Consider the following 20,796-nt stretch of genomic DNA (forward strand, 5'->3'; position numbering starts at 1 on the left):
AGTCATTCACCACTATCTTCTGGTGGCGCAACATTGAGCAGCGAATTTTCCGGTTCATTGGCCGCGAGCTCGTCGATGCGTCGTTTTCCACGCTCTTCGGTAGCCTCGCTTAAATCAATATTGATCTCAACGCGGCGATTTTGGGCGCGCCCTTCCACCGTGTCATTAGATGCACGTGGCTCGGTATCAGCAAACCCTTGCACCATCAGGCGCTCGGCGGTAAGTTCCTCGTTAAGGAGCAAAATATTCGCGACCGACGCCGCCCGCATTGCGGACAAATCCCAGTTGCTATCAAAGCGCGCCGTGCGAATCGGCACGTTATCAGTATGCCCTTCAATCGCCACGGTGCCCGGTAGACCCGCAAAGATATCCGACATATCCACGAGTAACTCAGCAAACGAAGATGTCACGTTGTCCGAGCCCGACATAAAGCTGCCACGCTCCTGGATACGAATGACGACCCGCAAGTCATCCACTTCAACGTTTGTGACCTCGCTATTGCCGGTATCTTCTAACAAGGTGCGGACCTCTTCCGCCACCTCTAGCGTTTGCTGGCGGCGCTGCGCCTCAAGGATCTGCCGCGCAGACTCCAAATGCGGCTGCTCTTCCATGGTTTGCTGACGAATTTGATCCAGTAGCGTGCGGTCCGGCACCGCCGGGGAAAACTGATCCAAAGCCGCGCTGGTGCCCTTGGGGATCTGCATCGCTTCAATGTCGCGCTGTACCCCAAAGGCCTTGGAGAGTTCCCCGGCAATACGGCGAAACTTTTCTGCATCCACTTCGGCAAACGACAGCAGCAGAACAAAAAAGCACAGCAGCAGCGTCATCAAGTCAGCATACGTGACCATCCACTGCGGGACATTCGACTTATTATCACTCATAACTTAGCTTGACTCACCCGGCGCACGCGAGTTGTCCACTTCGTCCTCAGCGCGATTACGACGCTCAGGCGGCAAATAAATTGTCAGCATTTGCTCTAGCACGCGTGGGTTTTTTTCGCCTTTAATCGCCAACAGCGCGTCAATCCAAAGCTGCTGCATCTTGGCCTCTTGGTTCATCCGTAGCCAGAGCTTGTCGGCGATGGGGTTGGCAATCATATTGGCGATCATGGCCCCGTACAACGTCGTGAGAAGCGCGACCGCCATTGCCGGACCGATCATTGCCGGATCATTCATATTGGCGAGCATCTGCACCAACCCAACCAGTGTACCAATCATTCCCATAGAAGGCGCGACCTCGCCCAGCGCGGAAAACACACGGCCGCCAGCTTCATTGCGTTCTAGCGTTAACAAGCGCTCCTTGCCCATCATGTCCTGAATCATTTCCGCGGTAAAACCATCGGCCAACATCTGCAACCCTTTGGCGAGAAAGGGGGAGTTAACATCCTGTCCCTCCAGCACCAAAAGGCCCTGCTTGCGCGACAGTTTGGAAAGCTCAACCAGCTCATCAATGCTTTCTTGAGTGTTAGGGAGCTGGAATTTAAACGCGCGCGCTGCCGCTTTAAATGCGAATTTAAATTGGGTAAGAGTGAATTTGGCCATCACCACAAAGAGGCTGCCGCCAACGACCAGCAAAAGCCCAGTGGGGTTCATAAAGACTTCAGGGGAAGTGCCTAAGATTACCGCCATGCCCACCAGCACCGCAGCCCCCAATAATCCTATTAGTGTGGCGAGATCCACGGCAACTCCTGAAAATGTAAGTGTTTGAAACAGATCATTGGTAGCAGACCATAGAGTGAAGCGTAATGCACGTCAACGCTCGTAAGGCAAAAGCACTAGGCCTTTATAACAGTTTGGCGAGCAACGCCCATAAGGCTTTTAATGCGCGTTAAGAGATAAAAAATGTAGCCCGTTTAGCGGCTATCGCTGATGTGTTGTGAGCGCCACTTGCAACGCATCACCGATCTGCAGTGTTTTGTCCTCACCCGCGTTAAGCGTGGCATTTTGGCCGAAGTGCGCCCCTTTAAGGTGCGGCTGCGTATTTAATTCAAGCAATGTTTGCAGTGGTTGCGCTGCTTCCACAATGGCCGCCGTATGTTGGTCAATCGTCGTGATTTTACAGCGCTGGCATGGCTTGCAAAGTGATAGTTCTACCTCACCCACCACAATCCGGTGCCAACGGTCTTCCTCCCACGCTGTGGTATGGTGGACAACAATATTGGGGCGAAAGCGGTTCATGGGCACAGGCGTTAACCCTTTGGCAATCAACGCTTCATTAAGCGCGTCCAACGACGCCGTGTTGGTGATTAAAAACGGATAGCCATCGGCAAAATACGTATGCGCTGCTGCTTCTACTGGGCGGGTGAACTCGGTGGCAAAGCGCATAAGCGTAAGCCCTTCGGCCGCCTCACCTAATGCCGCCGCTAGCCAGCGGCCCACGTCATCGCTCTCGGGAAGGGCCTGACAGTCATCATTCCACACCTTGACCACGCGTAAATTGCCGGTTGGCGACGCTAATGGCACATAGCACGGCGCAACGTTAGGATGCGAAAGTACCAGTGCTTCATCGGTCAGCGCCACATCGACGGTCGCCAGCATCGGCAACTGCCGCTGGGTCACAAAACGCTGGCGCTGATCCACCCACATCCAGCGCCGATCCCACGCCAAGCCATGTGGGTAAATCTGCGTTTGGTTCAGAGCAATCCCCTTTAGCGATTTCACCGGATAACAGTACAGCTGATCAATACGCATCGTTTTTTCCTGGCTTGGCGATGACGCGCTTTACTAACAGCGGGCCAAATAATTCAAAAATGATAGTAGATGTCACCACCGTCGCGACGATCAGCTGGCCCTGTTCGGGAAATCGCTCGGCGGCGAGCAGAGCCATGCCCATCGCAACCCCTGCCTGGGGCAGTAACCCAAGGCCGATGTTGGTTGTCAAGCGCGGCTCGCGTTGACGCATGGCCAGCACGCCCAAATAACCACCGATATAACGCCCGATACTGCGCAGCACAATATACGCGCCAACAAGCCCTAATGCCGTGCCCAAGTGTGACAATGTAAGACTCGCTCCTGCTAACACAAAGAAAAAGACCAAAAATGGCCACTCAATTTGCTCTATTTCGCTAAAGGAGCGCGTATGGTGTGAGGAGACATTGACAATCACAAAGCCTGCGACCATCGCTGTTAATAGCGCTGAGACATTAAGATAGCCGGAGAGCCCCGCCATTAAAAGCATCAGCGCCAACGCTTCTGCCTGCGTCGGGCGCCCGGGTTTGAGCTGGCCCGTTAGCCAAGCCGCAGGAAATCCAAGTACCACTCCTAATAGAACCGCTCCGCCTAGCTCCCACAGCGCATGCATTAACGACGCCCCGCCGCTGGCCGCACCTATCCAGCTAAGCAGTGCCATGCACAGACCGAATACGATAATGCCCCAAGCATCATCAATCGCCACGATCCCCAATGTCACGCGGGAAACGAGGCTTTTTTTACCACTTTCCGCAATCGCTTCACTTACGGCTGCGGGATCAGTCGCCACAGAGATAGCGGCTAAAGATGCCGCCAAGGCAAAGGAGTAGCCTAATAGCCACAGGCCTGCGAATACCGTGACAAGTGACCCCATCACCACCGCCGCAGAAAGCACGAGAATCAAAGGCCCTATCGATTTAAGCCGAGATAATGTCAGCTCACCGCCCAAAAGAAACGCGACCATCACCAGAGCCAAGCTGATCAGCGGCTCGCGCAGGCCGTTTAGCGGCTCAGCTTCACGACCCATTAAACCTTGCTGAATCAGCGCATACCCCACGCCTACCAACACAAGCAGCGAAATTCTTGGCAATGCGGTCCTGCGCGAAATGGTATCCACTACAATACTCAGTGATAACAAAACGCCTAAAATCAGCAACGCCCACGCGCTGTTACTCACTGTCTCATTTTGCTCACTGATATAGGCCCATAGCATCTGCATAAAACTGACACTCCTGCACGGCGCAAAAAAAACACGACAAAGGCATTATGGTGGCAGAAGCCATAATAGCTCACTACGTTTGCCGCCACTCGCAACGCTAGACGCCCTACTTTGTCGTGCTAGGCTTAGGGCGCTGACACATAAAGGAGCACCAATATGAGCCAAGCGCATTACACGCCACCCCGCGTATGGAAATGGGCACCCGGTAATGGTGGCGAATTTGCCAATATTAACCGACCCGACGCCGGGCCAACCTACGACGAAGCGCTACCTGAGGGTAAGCACCCACTACAGCTGTACTCACTAGCTACGCCCAACGGCGTCAAAGTGACCGTGATGTTGGAAGAGCTGCTCGAACGCGGCATAAGCGGCGCCGAGTACGACGCTCACCTGATTCGCATTACCGAAGGCGAGCAGTTCAGTAGCGGCTTTGTCGCGGCGAACCCCAACTCCAAAATCCCCGCGCTGCTCGACAACAGCACAAACCCACCGCAGCGCGTGTTTGAATCTGGCGCCATTCTGCTATATCTAGCCGAAACGTTTGGCGCCTTCTTACCCGACGACCCAGCAAAGCGCACCGAGTGCCTCTCCTGGCTATTCTGGCAAATGGGCAGCGCGCCGCTACTTGGCGGCGGTTTCGGCCACTTTTACACCTACGCCCCAGAGCCGCTTGAGTATCCCATTGACCGCTTCACCATGGAGGTCAAACGCCAACTCGACGTGCTAAACCGCCACTTGGCGGAAAACCGCTTTATGGCCGGCGATGAATACAGCATCGCCGATATAGCGATTTACCCGTGGTACGGCGCGTTAGTTAAAAACCGTCTTTACAATGCGGCTGAGTTTTTGGAAGCACACACCTATACCCACGTGCGGCGCTGGTCTGACGAAATCGATGCACGCCCGGCCGTTCAGCGTGGTCGTATGGTCAACCGCACCTGGGGTGAGCCTGAGGAGCAGTTGCACGAACGTCACGACGCCAGCGACTTCGAGTACAAAACGCAAGATAAGCTCTAAGTAAGCAGGAAGTTGCTTTCTCCCTGGGCCGAGAGTAGTCAACCGAGCCTGAATGACGCGACTATCAGCGATCACCCACCAACCAGCGCGGCGCCAGCTCATGCTGGCCGCGCTCATCGGTAATAAACAGCGTGCCTTCACTGATCATCACCGCCCAATCAATAGCGCGAGGCAAGCCAGTGGCGATTACCGCCAGCGGCTCCTGGGGTAACGCCACGATGTTCAGGTTCTTAAGCTTAGAAACGGCTGGCAGCACCTTTTGCTCCCAAATATCCAGGCGTCCGTAGGCAAGCAGCGAGACACGCTGGGCGCGTCGTGAGCACCAAATCAGACGCTCGGCATCGGGCTGGCCGACCTCAATCCAGTGCAGTATCCGCCCATCCAGACTCTTTTCCCACAGGGCCGGCTCGTCCACGTCGGAGAGACCTCGACCGAAGCTGATCGCCTCGCTATACCACAATACATGGGCCACCAACCGGGCAGTCATGCGCTCTTCGGTTTCCGACGGGTGGCGCGCCACGGTAAAGCGCAACGTCTCGTACACCCCGCGATCCAGGTCAGTCAGGTTAATATCCACTTTATAGGGCGTTGCGCTAAGAGCCATCGACGTTTCCAAATAAAAATTTGCGCCAGTGTAACCGATGCAAAGTGTCACTGGTGAATCACATCTAGGTAACGCAGAAGACGTCAGCAATAAAAACCTGAGAATAAAACGGGGGTGACGCAAGCGCCACCCCCTGAATAAGTAACACTGGAATGAAATAATGGTTTAGAAGTTAGGCTTACGCTTCTCTACAAAAGCACTCATGCCTTCGGTTTGCTCTTCGCTGGCAAAGCAAAGCGCAAACAGCGACGTCTCTAATGCCAAGGCGCTGTCAAGGTCTTGATCCATGCCATCGTGAATCGCTTGCTTAGCGCCGCGCACCGCTTTCGGACCGTTGCCCATTAGCTGCTTAGTTAGCTCATCGGCGTAGGCATCAAGCTCGGCCTGCGGCATAACACGGTTGACCAGGCCAATGCGTAGCGCCTCGGTAGCGTCGATTTTGCGCCCGGTGGTGCAAAGGTCCAGCGCCATCGCTGGGCCCACACGACGCGGCAAACGCTGGGTGCCACCAAAACCGGGGATAACGCCGAGGAGGACTTCCGGTTGCCCGAAAATGGCGTTGTCGCTGGCTACGGCCCAGTCACAGGCCAGCGCCAGTTCGCAGCCGCCGCCAAGACAAAACCCGTTAACCAGCGCGACCACCGGCACGGGTAGCGTTTCAAGACGTTTGATCGTACGTAGCGCTTGCCCCGCGAAGGCGCGGGCCTCTTCCGGCGTTTTTTCGCGCATTTCGGTGATATCCGCCCCGGCAACGAAAGATTTCTCGCCAGCACCGGTAATCAGCACCCCACGCAGGTTCGGGTGCGCTTCCAGCTCGGTCAGTTCTTTTTCCAGCGAGGTAAGCACTTGGCTATTAAGTGCGTTCAGCGCATGGGGGCGGTTGATCGTTAGACGCACCACGCCATCGTTATCAACTTTATCTATCACGGCTTCGCTCATGGGGGCTCCCTGTTGTTCTAAAATAGCTGTTGTTAAAAAAAACCGTTATCAAAACTACCACCCAACCCTAGCGAACGCTTGGTTGGGTGGCAATCACTTCTTTTGTCGAGCGCCTCTTCATCCTCGCGTCTTTAACGGGCAAGCTCTAACGGGCGAGCAACGCTAGTCGTAAATATGGAAGCCACGCCCAGACTTACGGCCCAGGTAACCGGCGTCGACCATGCGCTTGAGCAGCGGACACGGCCGATATTTCGGGTCGCCAAAGCCTTCTTGTAGCACTTCCATGATCGCAAGACATACGTCCAAGCCGATTAAATCCCCAAGCGCCAGCGGCCCCATCGGGTGAGCAGCCCCCAACTTCATAGCATCGTCTACCGCGTCCGGTGTGGCAGCCCCTTCCTGCACCAGGAAAGCCGCTTCGTTGATCATCGGCACCAGTAGGCGATTGACGGCAAACCCAGGTGAATCGCCTACCGGTACGGCGGTCTTGCCCAAATCGCGGGCAAGTTGCTCGATGCGCTCAACGGTGGCATCACTGGTCTGCTCGGCGCGAATCACTTCGACCAACGCCAACACCGGCACCGGGTTGAAAAAGTGCATTCCCACCACGCGCTCAGGCCGCTCACATACCGCGGCTAGGCGCGTGAGCGAAAGCGACGAGGTGTTGGAGGCGAGAATGGCATCGCTACTTAAGTGACTCAAATCGCGAAACAGCTTCTCTTTAAGCGCTGGCTGTTCCGGCGCCGCCTCCAAGATAATGCCGCAATCCGCTAACGCCTCTAACGCTGTAGAAGTACTAAGGCGCTCAAGTGCGGCGTTTTTATCCGCTTCGCTCATTTTCTCCTTGGCGACAAGCTTGCTAAGGCCTTTCTCGATATTGGCTTGAGCGCGGGAAAGCTGCTCATCGGCGACATCGTAAAGCCTTGCGGAAAAGCCACTCGCGACCACGACCTGGGCAATCCCCTGCCCCATGGTGCCGGCGCCCACAACGCCAATAATGGTTTCGCTCATTGTTGCTCCCTATGACTGATTGCGCGCTTCTTCACGCAACACAAATTTTTGGATTTTACCCGTGGACGTTTTCGGCAACTCGCTGAACACAATGGTCTTGGGGACTTTGTAACCCGCTAGATGCTCGCGACAGTGGGCAATGATGTCCTCTGCGGTCACTTCACCATAACCGACTTTCAGCTTAACGAACGCGCACGGCGTTTCGCCCCATTTTTCATCGGGCTTGGCGACCACGGCGGCTTCTTCCACGGACGGGTGCGAGTAGATGGCATCTTCCACTTCGATGGTGGAAATATTTTCGCCGCCGGAAATGATGATGTCTTTGGAGCGGTCTTTGATTTCGATATAACCGTCTTTGTGCCATACCGCCAAATCGCCGGTGTGGTACCAACCACCTTCTAGCGCCTGTTCCGTCGCGGTCGGGTTTTTCAGATACCCTTTCATCACGTTATTACCGCGCATCAAGATTTCGCCGATGGTGTCGCCATCCTTGGGTACCGGCTCTAACGTGTTGGGGTCGGCGACGCACAGTGCTTCAAGCATGTGGTAGCGCACGCCCTGGCGGGCTTTTAGTTTGGCGCGTTCTTCAAGCGGCAACTCGTTCCACGCGTCGTGCCAAGCGCAAACGGTCACCGGGCCATAGACTTCGGTCAGCCCGTAGACATGAGTCACTTCGATGCCGAGTTTTTCCACCCCAGAGATCACCGAAGCGGGTGGCGCAGCACCGGCAGTGGTCACTTTTACCGCGTGATCGAAGTCGCGCTTCTCTTCGTCAGGCAGGTTAACCAAGCCATTGAGGATAATCGGCGCGCCACTAAAATGCGTGACCGACTCGTCGGCAATTAACTGCATGATTTTCTTGGGGTCGACCTTGCGCAGACAAACGCTCACCCCGGCGTTGGCGGCAATAGTCCACGGAAAGCACCAGCCGTTACAGTGGAACATCGGCAGCGTCCACAGGTACACCGGGTGGTGCGGCATCGCCCACTCAAGAATATTGCTCACCGCGTTCAAGTAAGCGCCACGGTGGTGATAAACCACACCCTTGGGCTTACCGGTCGTCCCTGAGGTGTAGTTGAGCGAGATCGCCTGCCACTCATCGGTCGGTAGCTGGTAGGGGTGGTCGGCATCGCCTTCGGCTAACAGCGCCTCGTATTCCACTTCACCAATACCTTGAGTTTCGCCGACAAATTCCACATCCGCGATATCGATCAGCAGCGGTTGAGTGTTCAGTTTGGCGACGGCTTCCTGAACGACATCGGCAAACTCTGGATCGACCAGCACGGCTTTGGCTTCACCGTGCTCCAGCATGTAACTGATCGCGTCGGCATCAAGGCGAATATTCAATGTGTTCAGCACACAGCCCGACAGCGGCACCGCAAAATGCGCTTCAAACATCGCCGGCACGTTGGGCAGCATCGCCGCTACGGTATCCCCCGTGTTGAGCCCCCGCTTTTGCAGGGCTGAGGCAAGCTGCCGACAGCGCTTCCAGGTTTCCGACCACGTACGTCGCGTACTGCCGTGAATAACCGCCGGGTAGTTTGGGTACACCGATGCCGAGCGCTCGATAAACGTCAGTGGCGACAACGGTACGTGATTGGCCTGCGTTTTGGGCAAATCCTGTTCGAAGATGGACGTCATCATGACCTCATTTGTCTTTGTCATTTTTCTGAGAAACGTATCCGAAAGTCGAACTGCATTACGAGCTAACGGCAAAATCGCTTAAGCACTGCATACCGGCATCAATCACAGCGCGCTGGGCGCGACCCACGGGCAACCACTGCTTGAGAACGTAATCGGCGCTGACGAGTTTTTGGGTATAAAAAGGATCGTTCGCGCCGTTATCGATTGCCGCCTGCGCTTTTAGCGCGGCTTCGCCCATTTGCCAAGCGCAGAGCACGTGTCCAGCCAAGTTCAGAAACGGCGTGGCATAGGCTTGAACAGCATCTGGACCGAGCTCTTGACCTTGCCCCAACACCACGGCCATCGCGGCGTGCAGATCGTCGCTGCCAGCGGCAAGCGCTTCCCCTAGGCCAGCAAAACGCGGATGGGCTTTAAGCTTATCGGCCGTAGCATTCACGTCGTCAATAAGCGTTGTCATGGCCTCGCCACCGTCGCGCTGTAATTTGCGACCAGCAAGATCCAGCGCTTGAATGCCGTTGGTGCCTTCGTAGATCGGGGCGATACGGGCATCGCGCAGTAACTGTGCAGCGCCGGTCTCTTCCACGTACCCCATGCCTCCGTGAACCTGAATCCCTATCGAGGCAATTTCCACCGCCTGATCGGTGGAAAAGCTTTTGATGACAGGAATCAACAGATCGGCACGCGCCTGAGCCTGGCCGCGCACCTCGTCTGATTCGCCGTGGCGGGCGGTATCCATCTCGGCGGCGCATGTTAGCGCTAAGGCGCGCAGCGAGTCGGTACGCGCACGCATGGAAAGCAGCATCCGACGCACATCCAAGTGGTCGCTGATCGTGCAATCGGCTTTCCCCGAGCGCGGGCTGCGCCCCTGGGTTCGGTCTAATGCGTAAGCAAACGCGTGCTGGCAAGCGCGCTCAGCCACGCCGATGCCCTGAACGCCGACTTTGTGGCGAGCTTCGTTCATCATGGTGAACATATGGTTGAGCCCGCGTCCTTCTTCGCCGATGAGATAGCCAATCGCGCCCTCTTTTTCGCCGAAACTCAGGGTACACGTGGGAGAGCCGTGAATACCCAGCTTGTGCTCGATGGAGGCACACGTCACGTCGTTGCGCTCACCCAATGAACCATCGTCGTTGACCAAGAATTTAGGCACCAAAAACAGCGAGATACCGCGATTGCCTTCGGGCGCATCGGGTTTACGTGCCAGTACCAAGTGAATAATGTTTTCAGCAGCGTCGTGTTCGCCCCAGGTGATATAAATCTTCTGCCCGCTAATGCGGTAGTGATCGTCTTCGGGGGTCGCTTTAGTGCGAACTTTAGATAGATCCGAGCCCGCCTGGGGTTCGGTAAGGTTCATGGTGCCCGTCCAAGTGCCTTCGACCAGCTTGGGCAAATAGCGGTCTTTTTGTGCCTCGCTGCCGTGGTGGGCCAGCGCCTCAATGGCACCGGCGGTCAACATCGGGCACAACCCAAGAGCCATGTTGGCACCGTGGAGCATTTCTTGCACCGAACTTGCCACGACCTCCGGCAGGTTTTGCCCGCCAAGCGCCTCAGAAACACCGATGCCATTCCAACCGCCCTCGGCATAGGCTTGGTAAGCCTCGGCAAAACCAGTCGCCGTCGTAATGCTGCCGTCGTTGTTGCGCGTTGTGCCCTTTTTATCGCCTACGTCGTTGAGTGGCGCCCAAACATCGTTGGCCAATTTGGCCGCTTCTTCCAACACAGCGTCGATCAAATCAGGCGACGCATCTTCAAAAACAGGAAGCTTTAGTGAGCGGTGTTCTAGTTGCTCTTCTAATACAAAGCGTAGATCACGCACAGGGGCGGCGTAGTAGTTCATGCAAGGCCTCGATTGGGAGAATGATGATAGAAATCATTGTGAAATTAAGGAATTATCTATTCATGATAGTAGTTTCCCTACATCTCGCACACCATTCACCTAAAGTTTAACCCTAGTGTCGCCACCGGTTTACCGCTTGGCTTAGCGCGAAGGCTTAGGTCTTCTTCTTGTCATCGTCGCCGACTCCCCCGCCGAATCCAAGCGCACGGTGATTAGTGTGGAAAGAAAGCCATTCCCGATCCCGAGAATAAATAACCCCAGCAGGGGCGCCAGCGCTATGGCGAACATTTGGCGAGACATGGCGACCTCTTGCCGACAGAGGGATAAGCGCTTTCGAATAAAAGCGGCGCGCAATTATTACCGCCACCATCGGGATGGTTCGGACAGTTTTAAAGAAAGCCTGATGCTCAGATAATAGGGTCTCTGACAACACCACGACCCGAGCACAGGCTTTCATGGAAATAGTCAATACGGTCTTGCAGCAGATGTCCAGCCTTAACAAGCCGTGAAGCTGGCACTTTCCCTATCGTCGCCAGTGAGCAATTTTTGATCACGCGCGCTTCATATATGGGAGGCATGGGTTCGTTTCCATCGGAAATGTCCGAGCTGCGTGAGCCTAATCCCCCGATTCCCCTCACGTTTCGACCTTCCAGACACGGGCATTCCTGCGACCGGTGATCGCCACTCGCAGATTGCCTGGGGATAGTCTCCGACCAGCAATTTGACGATATAGTCGAGCTTTCGACCGTCTTCGGCAAACGCCTGGCGTTGCTGCTCGACCACCGCCAGATGGGCCTTGCTGTCGAAGCCGCTGTTTTGTTGCTGTTGTTCATGACGAAGGTATCAATGTCCAGGCAGACATGCCCCTTTTCGGCGGTGATGGGTACCTCGGCCAGCAACAGCAGGGTCGTGGACCACGCCGCGGTGCGCGCCTGTAGATCGTTGACAGCGAGCTTCTCCAGTCGTTGGCGCAACATGGCGGTGCTCGCTTTTGTAAGGTCAGCAGCTGCTGAAAGGGCTTGTCACGGCGGAAATCCCCGATGGCATCATAGTCTTTCATGCCCAGGCACAGCAGCCCTAGGTGGTTCTTGATCACGTCACTGGTGCGCATGCCAAGCGTGGTGGGGAAACGGCCGTCGATACTATCGACGGCGGCGATTTCAAGGCACTAGCCGATGATAGACAGCCCCACATGGCGGGTGAGGGTACGGCAACTGGCGCGGAATTTAATATTGGGCATGAGAACGGTTTGAGTGAAGGATGTTAACGGCTATTTTACCATTAATATCAGTGTCTTATAATACTATCGCAGTGTCACTCTCACGGATTCAGGAATCTCAGATGGCTTCTACCTGGTGCCAGAACTGACGGCGCAGTTGAGGCCACTCAAGCTTTAGCCATGGCGTGTAATGTTGCGCATTCACGTCCAACTCGTTATCCAATGCTTCCGGTGCCACATACCGCCAGTCGGCGACTTCGTTGTCATTGAAAGTAGCCGGAGCATCCGAACGGGCAATATATACCGAGCACAATTCATGTTCGGCGCCTACCTCGCCGTAACGGGCGTGATAACGAAACCGATAGAGAAAAGTCGGAACCAACTCCAGAGAAAGCTCTTCCCATAAACGCCGACGGGTCGCTGAAGCCTCCTCCTCACCTCTGCGTGGATGACTGCAGCAACTGTTCGACCAGTAAAGCGGCCAGAGAGGTTTTTGCGAGCTGCGTTGTTGCAGCAAAAGTTCGTTGTGCTTGTTAAACACAAACACCGAAAATGCGCGGTGCAATTGCCCTTCCCCCTGATGACAATCCCACTTGGAGGCATAACCACGTATCTGGTTGTGCTCATCCACCAGCACAAGCGGCTCGTCATCAAAAGAGACAGTTTTCGCAAAGCGCGGGCTATCTGCATAACTTTTTTGATCTTCACGATCTGACATCACTACTTCCCAGGCTTAGCTCCCTAAATGAGCAAGATCGTAGATTTTTATCATCATTTCAAGCATATAAGCAGACAAAGCCCACTCTTGGCAATAAAAAACCTTGTACCCGGCATAACAAACAATTTATTAGTAAATTCTTAAATATACGTTAGTATATTTTTGGATAGTTTTTGTACAATATTCTTGCGGCGGAGTTTCCTGTGACCTAGCCTAATTAACGTTATTCAATAATTGGCTCATGAATAACCCTTGTGAAAGGCAACCTGTCGGCAGCACACCGTGTGCCTGTACTTACTGGTTTGATCAAGCACATTTTCCGATAAGTGCGCGAGCAGGTCAGAAGCAAGTATACGGTGACTGCTTGCACCATCTAACGCCGCTGGAGAACAACTCATGGAACTTGAAGCTTTATCCTTGGGACAGTATTCATTTGTTCAGAATGGCTATTCGTTTGGCTTTGCCGTGATGGCAGCCGCTACGCTGTTTTTCTGGTTAATGAAGTCTGAAATTGCCCCTGCCTATCGCTTAGCCGTTACTATCACGGGCTTGGTAACCGCAGTGGCGGCTTATCACTATCTGCAGATTATGCTGTCGTGGAATGCTGCTGTTGACATAACGTCAGGCGAGGTTATTGCAACCGGCAAGCCCTTTAACCAGGCTTATCGCTACGTAGATTGGTTATTGACCGTTCCCCTTCTGCTCGTTGAGCTGATTCTGGTCATGCGCCTGTCGAAAGCTGACACCATCAAAAAATCGACTGTGCTGGGTGGTGCCGCGGCCTTGATGATTATCCTGGGTTACCCGGGTGAAGTATCAAGTGTCGGTGGTTTGCGCTTTGTCTTCTGGGTACTGTCGATGATTCCGTTCGTCTTTATCGTCTATCAGCTGGTGGTTGGCTTAAAAGAGTCGATTTCCAAGCAGCCGAAAAGCGTTCAGAACCTGGTGCAGATTTCAATCTACCTGGTCATCGGTTCTTGGTTATTCTACCCGATCGTCTACCTCTTCCCGCTGGTGGGCCTGACCGGTGGTGCAGCCATCGCAGCTGTTGAAATTGGTTACACCGTCGCCGACATCGTCGCCAAAGCCGTCTTCGGGGTATTCATCTTCTTTATTGCGATGCGCAAGTCGCAGGCCGAAAGTGAAGAAGCCAACAGCGAAACCGCTGTTGCCACACCGGCAGACGAAAATAGCGTCGAAGGTGAAGAGACATCGAAATTCTCGTAAATCTCGACCGTCCATTGTAGGAGTTTTCTGGCCAGGGAAGGCCACGAGCAAAAGGATGTTGGTATGGCCACTGCAACTTGCAATCAAAATGTCACTTTCAATGACATGGGTGATACAGGCACCTCGGTATACCGGTCTTGCCGTGCCCATGCCATTGAAAGTGTCAATGACGACGCTAATAACGACAGTACTGTACCTGCTCGAACAGCGTGTGAAAGTGCTCAAAGCGACGATGATATCGCTCGCCAATTGGCGCAGGTTAATACTTTGATGCGCAAAAGCCTCAATGCACCTGCCGATTGGCCCGCTACCGCTGCTAGTCTTTATCATCTCTCAACCCGAGGTAACCAGCTGCGCGCCCGCCTGGCACTGCTGAGCGGTGCCGCTTATGGCGCTCCTTCGCAACATTGCATTGCGGCAGCAGCAGCCTCGGAACTAATTCACAACGCATCTCTTGTGCATGATGATCTGTGCGATGGCGATGTGCAGCGCCGCGGCCAGCCTTCCGTGTGGCGGCGCGATAATCCCAATGTAGCGCTATGTAGCGGTGATTTGCTGTTAACCGCCGCCTTTCAGGCGGCCATGCAAAGTGATACACCGGCTCATTGTCTCGCGCTTTTGCAGCTGCTGACGGACCGAACCAGCCGGGTTATTGCTGGCCAAAGCATTGAAGTGGCGGATACAGCTCGCCCTGACCAGCAATCTGCCATCAGCTCGGTAGACAATCATTCGCCGCTTGCTCCGGTCAGGCGTATTAGTCTTGGCGCTTACCTTGAAGCCACACTGGCCAAAACGGCCCCATTCATTGCCCTGCCTCTGGAGGCCGGCGCCCTGGGTGGCCGCCTGAGTAACGACCAACACCGCCATATTCGTTGCTTTGCCGAAGCGGTCGGATTGGCTTACCAGATCATTGATGACCTGGATGACGTTGACCTGAGCGCAGCGAGTCGCTGTCAGCCACAAACCTTTCATGCTTACCACGCCTGGCCACAGCACTGGCCGTTTTTCACCCGTCGGCTGCCTGACCCTGCCTGGCACACGCTGCAGCGCTGCATTTGCCATGCGTCTGCGGCACTAACACGTGCGGAAAATCTAGTAAGTCATTTTCCTGAGCAATTGGGCGCTGCCCTGTTGCCCATCCTGACCAGATTACGTGACCAGCTTCAAGCACATCGCCAGACAATGTCACCCTCATATTAGCCGAAGGAATCGCTCCGATGACTGCTATCGCGCCTCTTGAGTCTCAGGATTGTGTCTCTCATCCTCCCCATAAACGCCGTCGCGCGGTGGTGATTGGATCAGGCTTTGGTGGCCTGGCGGTAGCGTTACGGTTACTGTCTGACGGTTGGCAAGTCGAGCTGCTTGAGCGGCATAGCGACCTCGGTGGCCGGGCTCGCGTTTTTCATCTTGAGGGGGTGGCTTTTGATGCAGGCCCAACCGTGATCACCGCCCCCTTTCTGTTTGAAGCGTTGTTCGAGCGCTTCGGTGAACGTCTTGACGATCACGTAACGCTCTTACCGGTCGAGCCTTTCTATCGCATGGATTACGCCGATGGCAGCTACTTTGATTATAAAAGCAGCATTGACGACACCATGATGGAAATCGAACGTCTGGCGCCGGGAACCAGTCACCGCTATACCGACTTCCTTGCCGCCACCGAAAAAATGTACCAACGCGGCTTCGTGGATCTAGCCGAACAGCCTTTTACCCGGGTCGGCGATATGCTCAAGGTACTGCCCGACCTGGTACGCTTGCGAGCCGATAGAAGCCTCTATACGTTTGTGTCGGATTTTTTTGATGATGAGCGCCTGCGGCGGGCTTTTTCTGTGCCATCGCTGTTGGTGGGCGGCCATCCCTTCCGCACATCGTCCTTGTACGGCTTGATCCATGCGCTCGAGCGGCGTGGCGGCGTCTGGTTTCCCAAAGGGGGCACCGGGGCACTGGTCAGCGCTCTAGCGGAACTGTTTCAACGCCATGGTGGCGTTATCCACTGCCATCAGCAGGTGACAAGCCTGCAGGTAAACAAAAAAGAAGTCACAGGGGTTGAGGTCAGCGGCGGACAGCACTACCCAGCGGATATCGTAGTCAGCAACGTCGACCCACTGCACGTTTATGAAAACTGGCTGCCCATGCCCGCCTGGGGCAAACTGCTCAACGGCTTTCGGCGCAGAATGAAACAGTCCATGGGCCTATTGGTTGTCTATTTTGTGACCAGGCGCCGCTACACCGAGCTTGAGCATCACACCATCGTTTTTGGAGACACGTTCCAGAAAATTCTTGACCGCATCTTTGATGATTTCGAAATACCCGAAGATCTGAGCCTTTATCTGCACCGGCCAAGCGCAACAGACCCGGACATGGCGCCGGAAAACGGCGATGCCTTTTACGTGCTGGCCCCAGTACCTAACCTGAAAGGCCAGCAGGACTGGGCGACTCTAGAGCCTCAGCTGACCCAGAGCATTCTGACAACACTCCAGCAACGCCTGATGCCAGACCTGTTTGAGCAACTGGGGGCAACGTATACCGTTTCGCCGCGCTATTTTCACAGTGAGCTTTCCAGCCCGTTCGGCAGCGGTTTTTCCATTGCTCCAACCCTGACCCAGTCAGCCGGCTTTCGTTACCACAACCGCTCGCCGCATTATCAAAACCTTTACTTCGTAGGGGCTGGCACTCACCCCGGCGCCGGGGTGCCCGGCGTGGTGTCCTCTGCCGGGGTGGTAGAAAGGCTGGTAAGAAAAGCCCACCCGGTTACTCGCCCGCAAGATACACCGACTCAGGACGAGACCCCGGCATGACGACAACAGCGACGACAACCTCACACGCCACTTTACGGCGACATGGTAAAAGCTTTCACTGGGCCGGTTTTTTTTTACCTCGTCAGCAATTGGACGATGGTGCCAGGCTTTATTATGTCTGCCGTCAAGTAGACGATATTGCCGATAACGCGGTGGGCACCCCGGAACGGCAACGGGCCAGAAAGGTGCTTTGCTGCTTGCAATCCCGATTAAAGGCTCACCTGCCTGACCTGGCCAGCCAGCCACTCGCCAATGCGGGGTTGACCAACGCCGACCGGCAACTTGTCGATGCCCTTGAAGCCGATATTGTGGCGCTGTTTGAACAGAATGCCCGCTGCCTTTATGCCATGCAAGCGCTGGTGGCCACCATGGTGATGGATCTCTCACCCTTGCACCTGCCAGACGAACCGGCGCTACTTGATTATGCCCATGGCGCTGCCGGCACGGTCGGCGTCATGATGTGTCAGTTGATGAATGCCCGCGAACCGGATCACTCGCTAGCCTTCGCGATTGACCTGGGCATTGCCATGCAAATGACCAATGTTGCCCGTGATGTGCTTGAAGATGCTCAGCGCGGCAGAATATACCTGCCCCAGACCTGGATGAGCGATAACGTCACAGCGGATGCGATTGTACGCGGCACCCCCCATGCCCGCGACGAGGCCTGGCAGGCAACCCGTTATCTGGTTGCGCGTGCCGAAGATTATTACGCCAGTGGCTGGCAGGGCCTGGCGTATTTACCCGCTCGTTCACGCTTGGCGATTGGCATTGCCCTGCGGGTTTACCGCCAGATCGGGCGGCGTATTGTGTCTTTGAATGCGCCGGATTACTGGGCTCAGCGGGTGGTTGTTCCCACCCCCAACAAAGTGCGGCAAAGCATTTTGGCGCTTCCAACGCTGATGCATACGACTCCGGCCCGCCACGACCAAACGCTTCACCAGGGGCTTGAAAAAACTCTGGCAGCCTATGCGCTTACCCCCAGAACGCTGGCGAATACCCCGCAAAACAGCGCGGGAAAAACAGCGCCATGACACTGCCCGCCGATACCGATGTCGCCATTCTTGGCGCTGGCCTGGCAGGCTTGAGCATTGCCAGCTGGCTGGTCGACATAACGCCAGCCAATGCGCCGCTGCCGCACCTGCATTTGCTGGAAGCCCGCGAGGAAGACACCCATGATCGCACTTGGTGCTTCTGGGACCAGCAGCCCCACCCTTTCCGTGAGGCTATCAGCCACCGCTGGCCACGCTGGCAGGTTAGCCATCAGGGCCAACGCGTCGAGCATTGCGACCCTGATAACGCTTACGCCATGCTAACGGCTAATGCCATGCGCCGTTCGGCCTATGCCCGATTTGCATTGCATGAAGAACTCCAGCTGACACGTGGCCTCGAGGTCAGTTCAGTCATACCGCAGGATGAATCACTGCGTGTTACTACCTCCCATGGCAACCTCAATGCCCGGCTGGTCATCGACACGCGGCCACCTCCTTTGAGCGCTCTTTCGCAATCCATGGGTGTCTGGCAGGTTTTTCATGGCGTGGAAGTTTATCAACCCGGCCACGGTTATGCCCTTTCCAGCGCCTGCCTGATGGATTTTCAAATCGGGCAGGACGGCATTAATTTTGTTTACCTGTTACCACTGGATGAGCAGCGCTTGCTGGTAGAATGGACCTGTTTTCACCCTGACAGGCACAGTGAACAGTGTCGGACGCTACTCGCTTCTGGGCTTCCTTGGATGCTTGCCGACTGGCTGAATCAACAGCTTGGCAAGCACTGGTCGGTGCAGCGCAGCGAAACCGGTTGCCTGCCCATGATGTCGGTAACGCCTCCCACCCTGAACGCACGCTATCTCTCTGCAGGCATTCGCGGCGGCTGGATGCGGGCGGCGACCGGCTACATGTTTGCCAGTTGCCAGCAAGGCGCCGCCGAAGTTGCCAGGCAGTTGCAACAAGCCAGAGCCAGCGGCCACTGGCGGCTAACGCCTCCGCGGCTGCGTTCCCCCGCGCTGAACTGGATGGACAGTGTGTTTCTCCACGCTATCCGCCAACACCCCGAAGCCGCCCCCGGCTGGTTTTTAGCGCTGTTTTCCGCCACATCGGCGGGCCAGCAGCGGCGCTTTCTGGGTGACCAACCCCGCTGGAGCGACCTGCTAGCGATCATGAAAGCGCTACCACCGGGGCCTTTTATGCGGGCTGCCTTGCCACCCTGGGCAATGGCATCCCGCGCTCGCTAACAACCGCTTTACGTCATGGTGTCCATGGTTAACCCGTAACGTCAATTTGCATTTCAATAATGGAGGGCCACCGCCCATGAGAACCGCCAATCGCCCTCCCGCCTTCTGGCTGTTTCCTGTCGGTCTTGGAATGGCACTTGGTCTTTCTGCTGTGCCCGGCGAATGGCCGCTATACGTCATACTCGCGGTCAGCACAGCGATTCTGGGCTTGCCCCATGGCAGCCTGGACAGTGCAGTGGCCAAACGCCATCTGCCGCTTAACGGTCGGCTGCAAATGCTGGGATTCTATGTGGGGTATCTGGCACTGGGAGGGATGGTGCTGGCTTTCTGGTGGCAAGCCCCGAATGTCGCCCTGGTGGCGTTTTTGCTCTATTCCGCGTTTCATTTCGCGGATGATATCGCCGTGCGGATCGGCCAACTCGGCGGCACGGCTTATGGGCTGTGGGTGCTATCATTGCCTGTCGGTTTGCACCCTGAACAGGTTACGCCATTATTTGAAATGCTCGGCGCCACCCAGGCGGCTCAGCTAGTGGCGGTGGCGCCTTATACCCTGGCGCTGAGCGGAGCGGTGCTCGCTGTTTGCCTGATACTCAGGCCCCAGCGAGCCACCAGCGATTGGCGCGACCCCCTGTTACTCGCCTTTGGTGCCATGCTGTTGCACCCGCTGGCGTATTTCATCGCTTACTGGTGCTTTCTGCACAGCCCGCGCCACCTGGAACTGGCCGCCCGAGATCTGGGCCTGTATGGCTGGCGTGAACGTCTCAAAGCCATTGCCCCCATTACTCTTGCCACCTATGCGCTTGCACTTGGGGCACTGCCGTTTTTGATCGACTTGCCTAGCGAGACAGCGCTAATGCGGATTGTTTTTATCGGGCTGGCAGTCTTGACCGTGCCACATATGGTCCTGGAGCTGATTGCCAGCCCGCGGCGCACTCCCTGAACGCTACCGTTAATCGTCGGCTTCACTAAGGGGTTCTACACCTTTCAGTTCAAGCTTACGCCCTGTTTCAGGGGAGTAGGTAAAGCCACCCACCACTCGCACCCTCTCCCCCAAATGCGGAGCAACCAGCGCATGGGGGGCAACCTCCACGCGGTTCAGGTCCTCATCTTCAATCCAGTAATGCAGCGGGTCATCGAACGACCGCACGCGCCCCTGGGTGGCCACCCGGTTACCGTCATGGGCGCTACCATTGGTTGCCAGCACGGCCAGGGTGACTTCCCGAGGGGCCGGGTCGCTGCACCCAGCCAGCAGCGCCAGAGTTACTCCAGCCACCAGAAACCGCCAGAAGGCCGCTGCGTTTGGTTTGCTCATCATCTGATTTCTCCCCGTCATGCTTTCCGGATTCCACCAGGCCAGAAATTAACCCGGCTGAGTCCGCCAGGGTTTACCTTCGAAAGTGGCGAAGTTTTTACAGCTCGCCAAACAGCCACGGCATGGCAGACGATTGGGGGAAGGTTCAGCGCATTTGGGTTGGTTGGTAACGGTCATGGCAACTTCTCTCTATCGTGAATTTTATTACCTCAATGGTTCGGACAGTTTTAAAGAAAGCCTGATGCTCAGATAATGGGGTCTCTGACAACATCACCACCCGAGCACAGGCTTTCATGGAAATAGTCAATACGGTCTTGCAGCAGATGTCCAGCCTCAA

At 55.6% G+C, this 20,796-nt stretch carries 19 protein-coding genes and 1 pseudogene; 7 read left to right on the plus strand and 13 right to left on the minus strand.

The window, feature by feature from the left end:
- Positions 1–2: 2 nt before the first annotated feature.
- The 4 genes from M8006_RS15095 to M8006_RS15110 all read right to left on the minus strand — a co-directional run bounded on the left by M8006_RS15095 (position 3) and on the right by M8006_RS15110 (position 3,906).
- The gene (locus M8006_RS15095; RefSeq protein WP_250083622.1) at positions 3–881 is read right to left on the minus strand and encodes a MotB family protein; all 879 of its coding nucleotides are present in this window, start codon (positions 879–881) and stop codon (positions 3–5) included.
- 3 nt (positions 882–884) lie between these two features.
- On the minus strand, positions 885–1,679 hold the full coding sequence (locus M8006_RS15100; protein WP_250083624.1) for a MotA/TolQ/ExbB proton channel family protein: 795 nt from the start codon (positions 1,677–1,679) through the stop codon (positions 885–887).
- 180 nt (positions 1,680–1,859) lie between these two features.
- Entirely contained in the window at positions 1,860–2,690 is an 831-nt protein-coding gene (locus tag M8006_RS15105) for an MOSC domain-containing protein (protein ID WP_250083625.1), read from the minus strand.
- Positions 2,680–3,906: a cation:proton antiporter gene (locus M8006_RS15110; RefSeq protein WP_250083626.1), complete on the minus strand. Its 1,227-nt coding sequence runs from the start codon at positions 3,904–3,906 to the stop codon at positions 2,680–2,682. Before M8006_RS15110 ends, M8006_RS15105 begins: the two co-directional genes overlap by 11 nt.
- A 156-nt stretch (positions 3,907–4,062) precedes the next feature.
- On the opposite strand from M8006_RS15110, the gene yghU reads away from it, so the two are divergent.
- Positions 4,063–4,923, plus strand: a complete 861-nt coding sequence (yghU, locus tag M8006_RS15115; protein WP_250083627.1) for a glutathione-dependent disulfide-bond oxidoreductase — start codon at positions 4,063–4,065, stop codon at positions 4,921–4,923.
- A gap of 64 nt (positions 4,924–4,987) precedes the next feature.
- Here yghU and M8006_RS15120 read toward each other — a convergent pair whose 3' ends face one another.
- From M8006_RS15120 to idi, 8 genes and pseudogenes are all read right to left on the minus strand, one after another.
- Entirely contained in the window at positions 4,988–5,527 is a 540-nt protein-coding gene (locus tag M8006_RS15120) for a YaeQ family protein (RefSeq protein ID WP_250083628.1), read from the minus strand.
- Positions 5,528–5,692: 165 nt separating this feature from the next.
- Positions 5,693–6,466: an enoyl-CoA hydratase-related protein gene (locus M8006_RS15125; protein ID WP_250083629.1), complete on the minus strand. Its 774-nt coding sequence runs from the start codon at positions 6,464–6,466 to the stop codon at positions 5,693–5,695.
- A gap of 162 nt (positions 6,467–6,628) precedes the next feature.
- Positions 6,629–7,477, minus strand: coding sequence for a 3-hydroxyacyl-CoA dehydrogenase NAD-binding domain-containing protein (locus M8006_RS15130; RefSeq protein WP_250083630.1), 849 nt, complete (start codon positions 7,475–7,477; stop codon positions 6,629–6,631).
- 9 nt (positions 7,478–7,486) lie between these two features.
- The gene (locus M8006_RS15135; protein ID WP_250083631.1) at positions 7,487–9,121 is read right to left on the minus strand and encodes an acyl-CoA synthetase; all 1,635 of its coding nucleotides are present in this window, start codon (positions 9,119–9,121) and stop codon (positions 7,487–7,489) included.
- Between the two features lie 55 nt (positions 9,122–9,176).
- The gene (locus tag M8006_RS15140) at positions 9,177–10,958 is read right to left on the minus strand and encodes an acyl-CoA dehydrogenase (RefSeq protein ID WP_250083632.1); all 1,782 of its coding nucleotides are present in this window, start codon (positions 10,956–10,958) and stop codon (positions 9,177–9,179) included.
- A gap of 141 nt (positions 10,959–11,099) precedes the next feature.
- Positions 11,100–11,258 carry a hypothetical protein gene (locus M8006_RS15145; protein ID WP_250083644.1) on the minus strand — a complete coding sequence of 53 codons (159 nt, stop codon included), beginning with the start codon at positions 11,256–11,258 and terminating at the stop codon, positions 11,100–11,102.
- Positions 11,259–11,678: 420 nt separating this feature from the next.
- A pseudogene (locus M8006_RS18455) lies at positions 11,679–12,198 on the minus strand (IS1380 family transposase); the annotation flags it as partial.
- A 97-nt stretch (positions 12,199–12,295) separates the two neighbouring features.
- The gene (idi, locus tag M8006_RS15150) at positions 12,296–12,895 is read right to left on the minus strand and encodes an isopentenyl-diphosphate Delta-isomerase (RefSeq protein ID WP_250083633.1); all 600 of its coding nucleotides are present in this window, start codon (positions 12,893–12,895) and stop codon (positions 12,296–12,298) included.
- A 396-nt stretch (positions 12,896–13,291) separates the two neighbouring features.
- Between idi and M8006_RS15155 the strand changes: the two genes are divergently transcribed.
- The 6 genes from M8006_RS15155 to M8006_RS15180 all read left to right on the plus strand — a co-directional run bounded on the left by M8006_RS15155 (position 13,292) and on the right by M8006_RS15180 (position 20,087).
- On the plus strand, positions 13,292–14,122 hold the full coding sequence (locus M8006_RS15155; RefSeq protein ID WP_250083634.1) for a bacteriorhodopsin-like: 831 nt from the start codon (positions 13,292–13,294) through the stop codon (positions 14,120–14,122).
- 63 nt (positions 14,123–14,185) lie between these two features.
- Positions 14,186–15,322, plus strand: coding sequence for a polyprenyl synthetase family protein (locus M8006_RS15160; RefSeq protein ID WP_250083635.1), 1,137 nt, complete (start codon positions 14,186–14,188; stop codon positions 15,320–15,322).
- 17 nt (positions 15,323–15,339) lie between these two features.
- Positions 15,340–16,917: a phytoene desaturase family protein gene (gene crtI / locus M8006_RS15165; RefSeq protein WP_250083636.1), complete on the plus strand. Its 1,578-nt coding sequence runs from the start codon at positions 15,340–15,342 to the stop codon at positions 16,915–16,917.
- Positions 16,914–17,948, plus strand: coding sequence for a phytoene/squalene synthase family protein (locus tag M8006_RS15170; RefSeq protein WP_250083637.1), 1,035 nt, complete (start codon positions 16,914–16,916; stop codon positions 17,946–17,948). The genes crtI and M8006_RS15170 overlap by 4 nt, the downstream gene beginning before the upstream one ends.
- Positions 17,945–19,147, plus strand: coding sequence for a lycopene cyclase family protein (locus tag M8006_RS15175; protein ID WP_250083638.1), 1,203 nt, complete (start codon positions 17,945–17,947; stop codon positions 19,145–19,147). Before M8006_RS15170 ends, M8006_RS15175 begins: the two co-directional genes overlap by 4 nt.
- 76 nt (positions 19,148–19,223) lie before the next feature.
- A complete protein-coding gene (locus tag M8006_RS15180) occupies positions 19,224–20,087 on the plus strand; it encodes a Brp/Blh family beta-carotene 15,15'-dioxygenase (protein ID WP_250083640.1) in 864 nt (287 codons plus the stop codon).
- Between the two features lie 9 nt (positions 20,088–20,096).
- On the opposite strand, the gene M8006_RS15185 is transcribed toward M8006_RS15180, so the two are convergent.
- Complete coding sequence (locus M8006_RS15185; protein WP_250083642.1) at positions 20,097–20,462, minus strand: hypothetical protein; 366 nt, start codon at positions 20,460–20,462, stop codon at positions 20,097–20,099.
- Positions 20,463–20,796 lie beyond the last annotated feature (334 nt).

The sequence above is a fragment of the Halomonas llamarensis genome (assembly GCF_023555005.1).
Taxonomy (GTDB): domain Bacteria; phylum Pseudomonadota; class Gammaproteobacteria; order Pseudomonadales; family Halomonadaceae; genus Vreelandella; species Vreelandella llamarensis.

Excerpts from the sequence above, each read along its gene's own strand:
- M8006_RS15095 (WP_250083622.1), bottom strand. The coding sequence starts at position 881 with ATGAGTGATAATAAGTCGAATGTCCCGCAGTGGATGGTCACGTATGCT.
- M8006_RS15105 (WP_250083625.1), bottom strand. The coding sequence starts at position 2,690 with ATGCGTATTGATCAGCTGTACTGTTATCCGGTGAAATCGCTAAAGGGG.
- M8006_RS15110 (WP_250083626.1), bottom strand. The coding sequence starts at position 3,906 with ATGCAGATGCTATGGGCCTATATCAGTGAGCAAAATGAGACAGTGAGT.
- yghU (WP_250083627.1), top strand. The coding sequence starts at position 4,063 with ATGAGCCAAGCGCATTACACGCCACCCCGCGTATGGAAATGGGCACCC.
- M8006_RS15120 (WP_250083628.1), bottom strand. The coding sequence starts at position 5,527 with ATGGCTCTTAGCGCAACGCCCTATAAAGTGGATATTAACCTGACTGAC.
- M8006_RS15125 (WP_250083629.1), bottom strand. The coding sequence starts at position 6,466 with ATGAGCGAAGCCGTGATAGATAAAGTTGATAACGATGGCGTGGTGCGT.
- M8006_RS15130 (WP_250083630.1), bottom strand. The coding sequence starts at position 7,477 with ATGAGCGAAACCATTATTGGCGTTGTGGGCGCCGGCACCATGGGGCAG.
- M8006_RS15135 (WP_250083631.1), bottom strand. The coding sequence starts at position 9,121 with ATGATGACGTCCATCTTCGAACAGGATTTGCCCAAAACGCAGGCCAAT.
- M8006_RS15140 (WP_250083632.1), bottom strand. The coding sequence starts at position 10,958 with ATGAACTACTACGCCGCCCCTGTGCGTGATCTACGCTTTGTATTAGAA.
- M8006_RS15145 (WP_250083644.1), bottom strand. The coding sequence starts at position 11,258 with ATGTCTCGCCAAATGTTCGCCATAGCGCTGGCGCCCCTGCTGGGGTTA.
- idi (WP_250083633.1), bottom strand. The coding sequence starts at position 12,895 with ATGTCAGATCGTGAAGATCAAAAAAGTTATGCAGATAGCCCGCGCTTT.
- M8006_RS15155 (WP_250083634.1), top strand. The coding sequence starts at position 13,292 with ATGGAACTTGAAGCTTTATCCTTGGGACAGTATTCATTTGTTCAGAAT.
- M8006_RS15160 (WP_250083635.1), top strand. The coding sequence starts at position 14,186 with ATGGCCACTGCAACTTGCAATCAAAATGTCACTTTCAATGACATGGGT.
- crtI (WP_250083636.1), top strand. The coding sequence starts at position 15,340 with ATGACTGCTATCGCGCCTCTTGAGTCTCAGGATTGTGTCTCTCATCCT.
- M8006_RS15170 (WP_250083637.1), top strand. The coding sequence starts at position 16,914 with ATGACGACAACAGCGACGACAACCTCACACGCCACTTTACGGCGACAT.
- M8006_RS15175 (WP_250083638.1), top strand. The coding sequence starts at position 17,945 with ATGACACTGCCCGCCGATACCGATGTCGCCATTCTTGGCGCTGGCCTG.
- M8006_RS15180 (WP_250083640.1), top strand. The coding sequence starts at position 19,224 with ATGAGAACCGCCAATCGCCCTCCCGCCTTCTGGCTGTTTCCTGTCGGT.
- M8006_RS15185 (WP_250083642.1), bottom strand. The coding sequence starts at position 20,462 with ATGATGAGCAAACCAAACGCAGCGGCCTTCTGGCGGTTTCTGGTGGCT.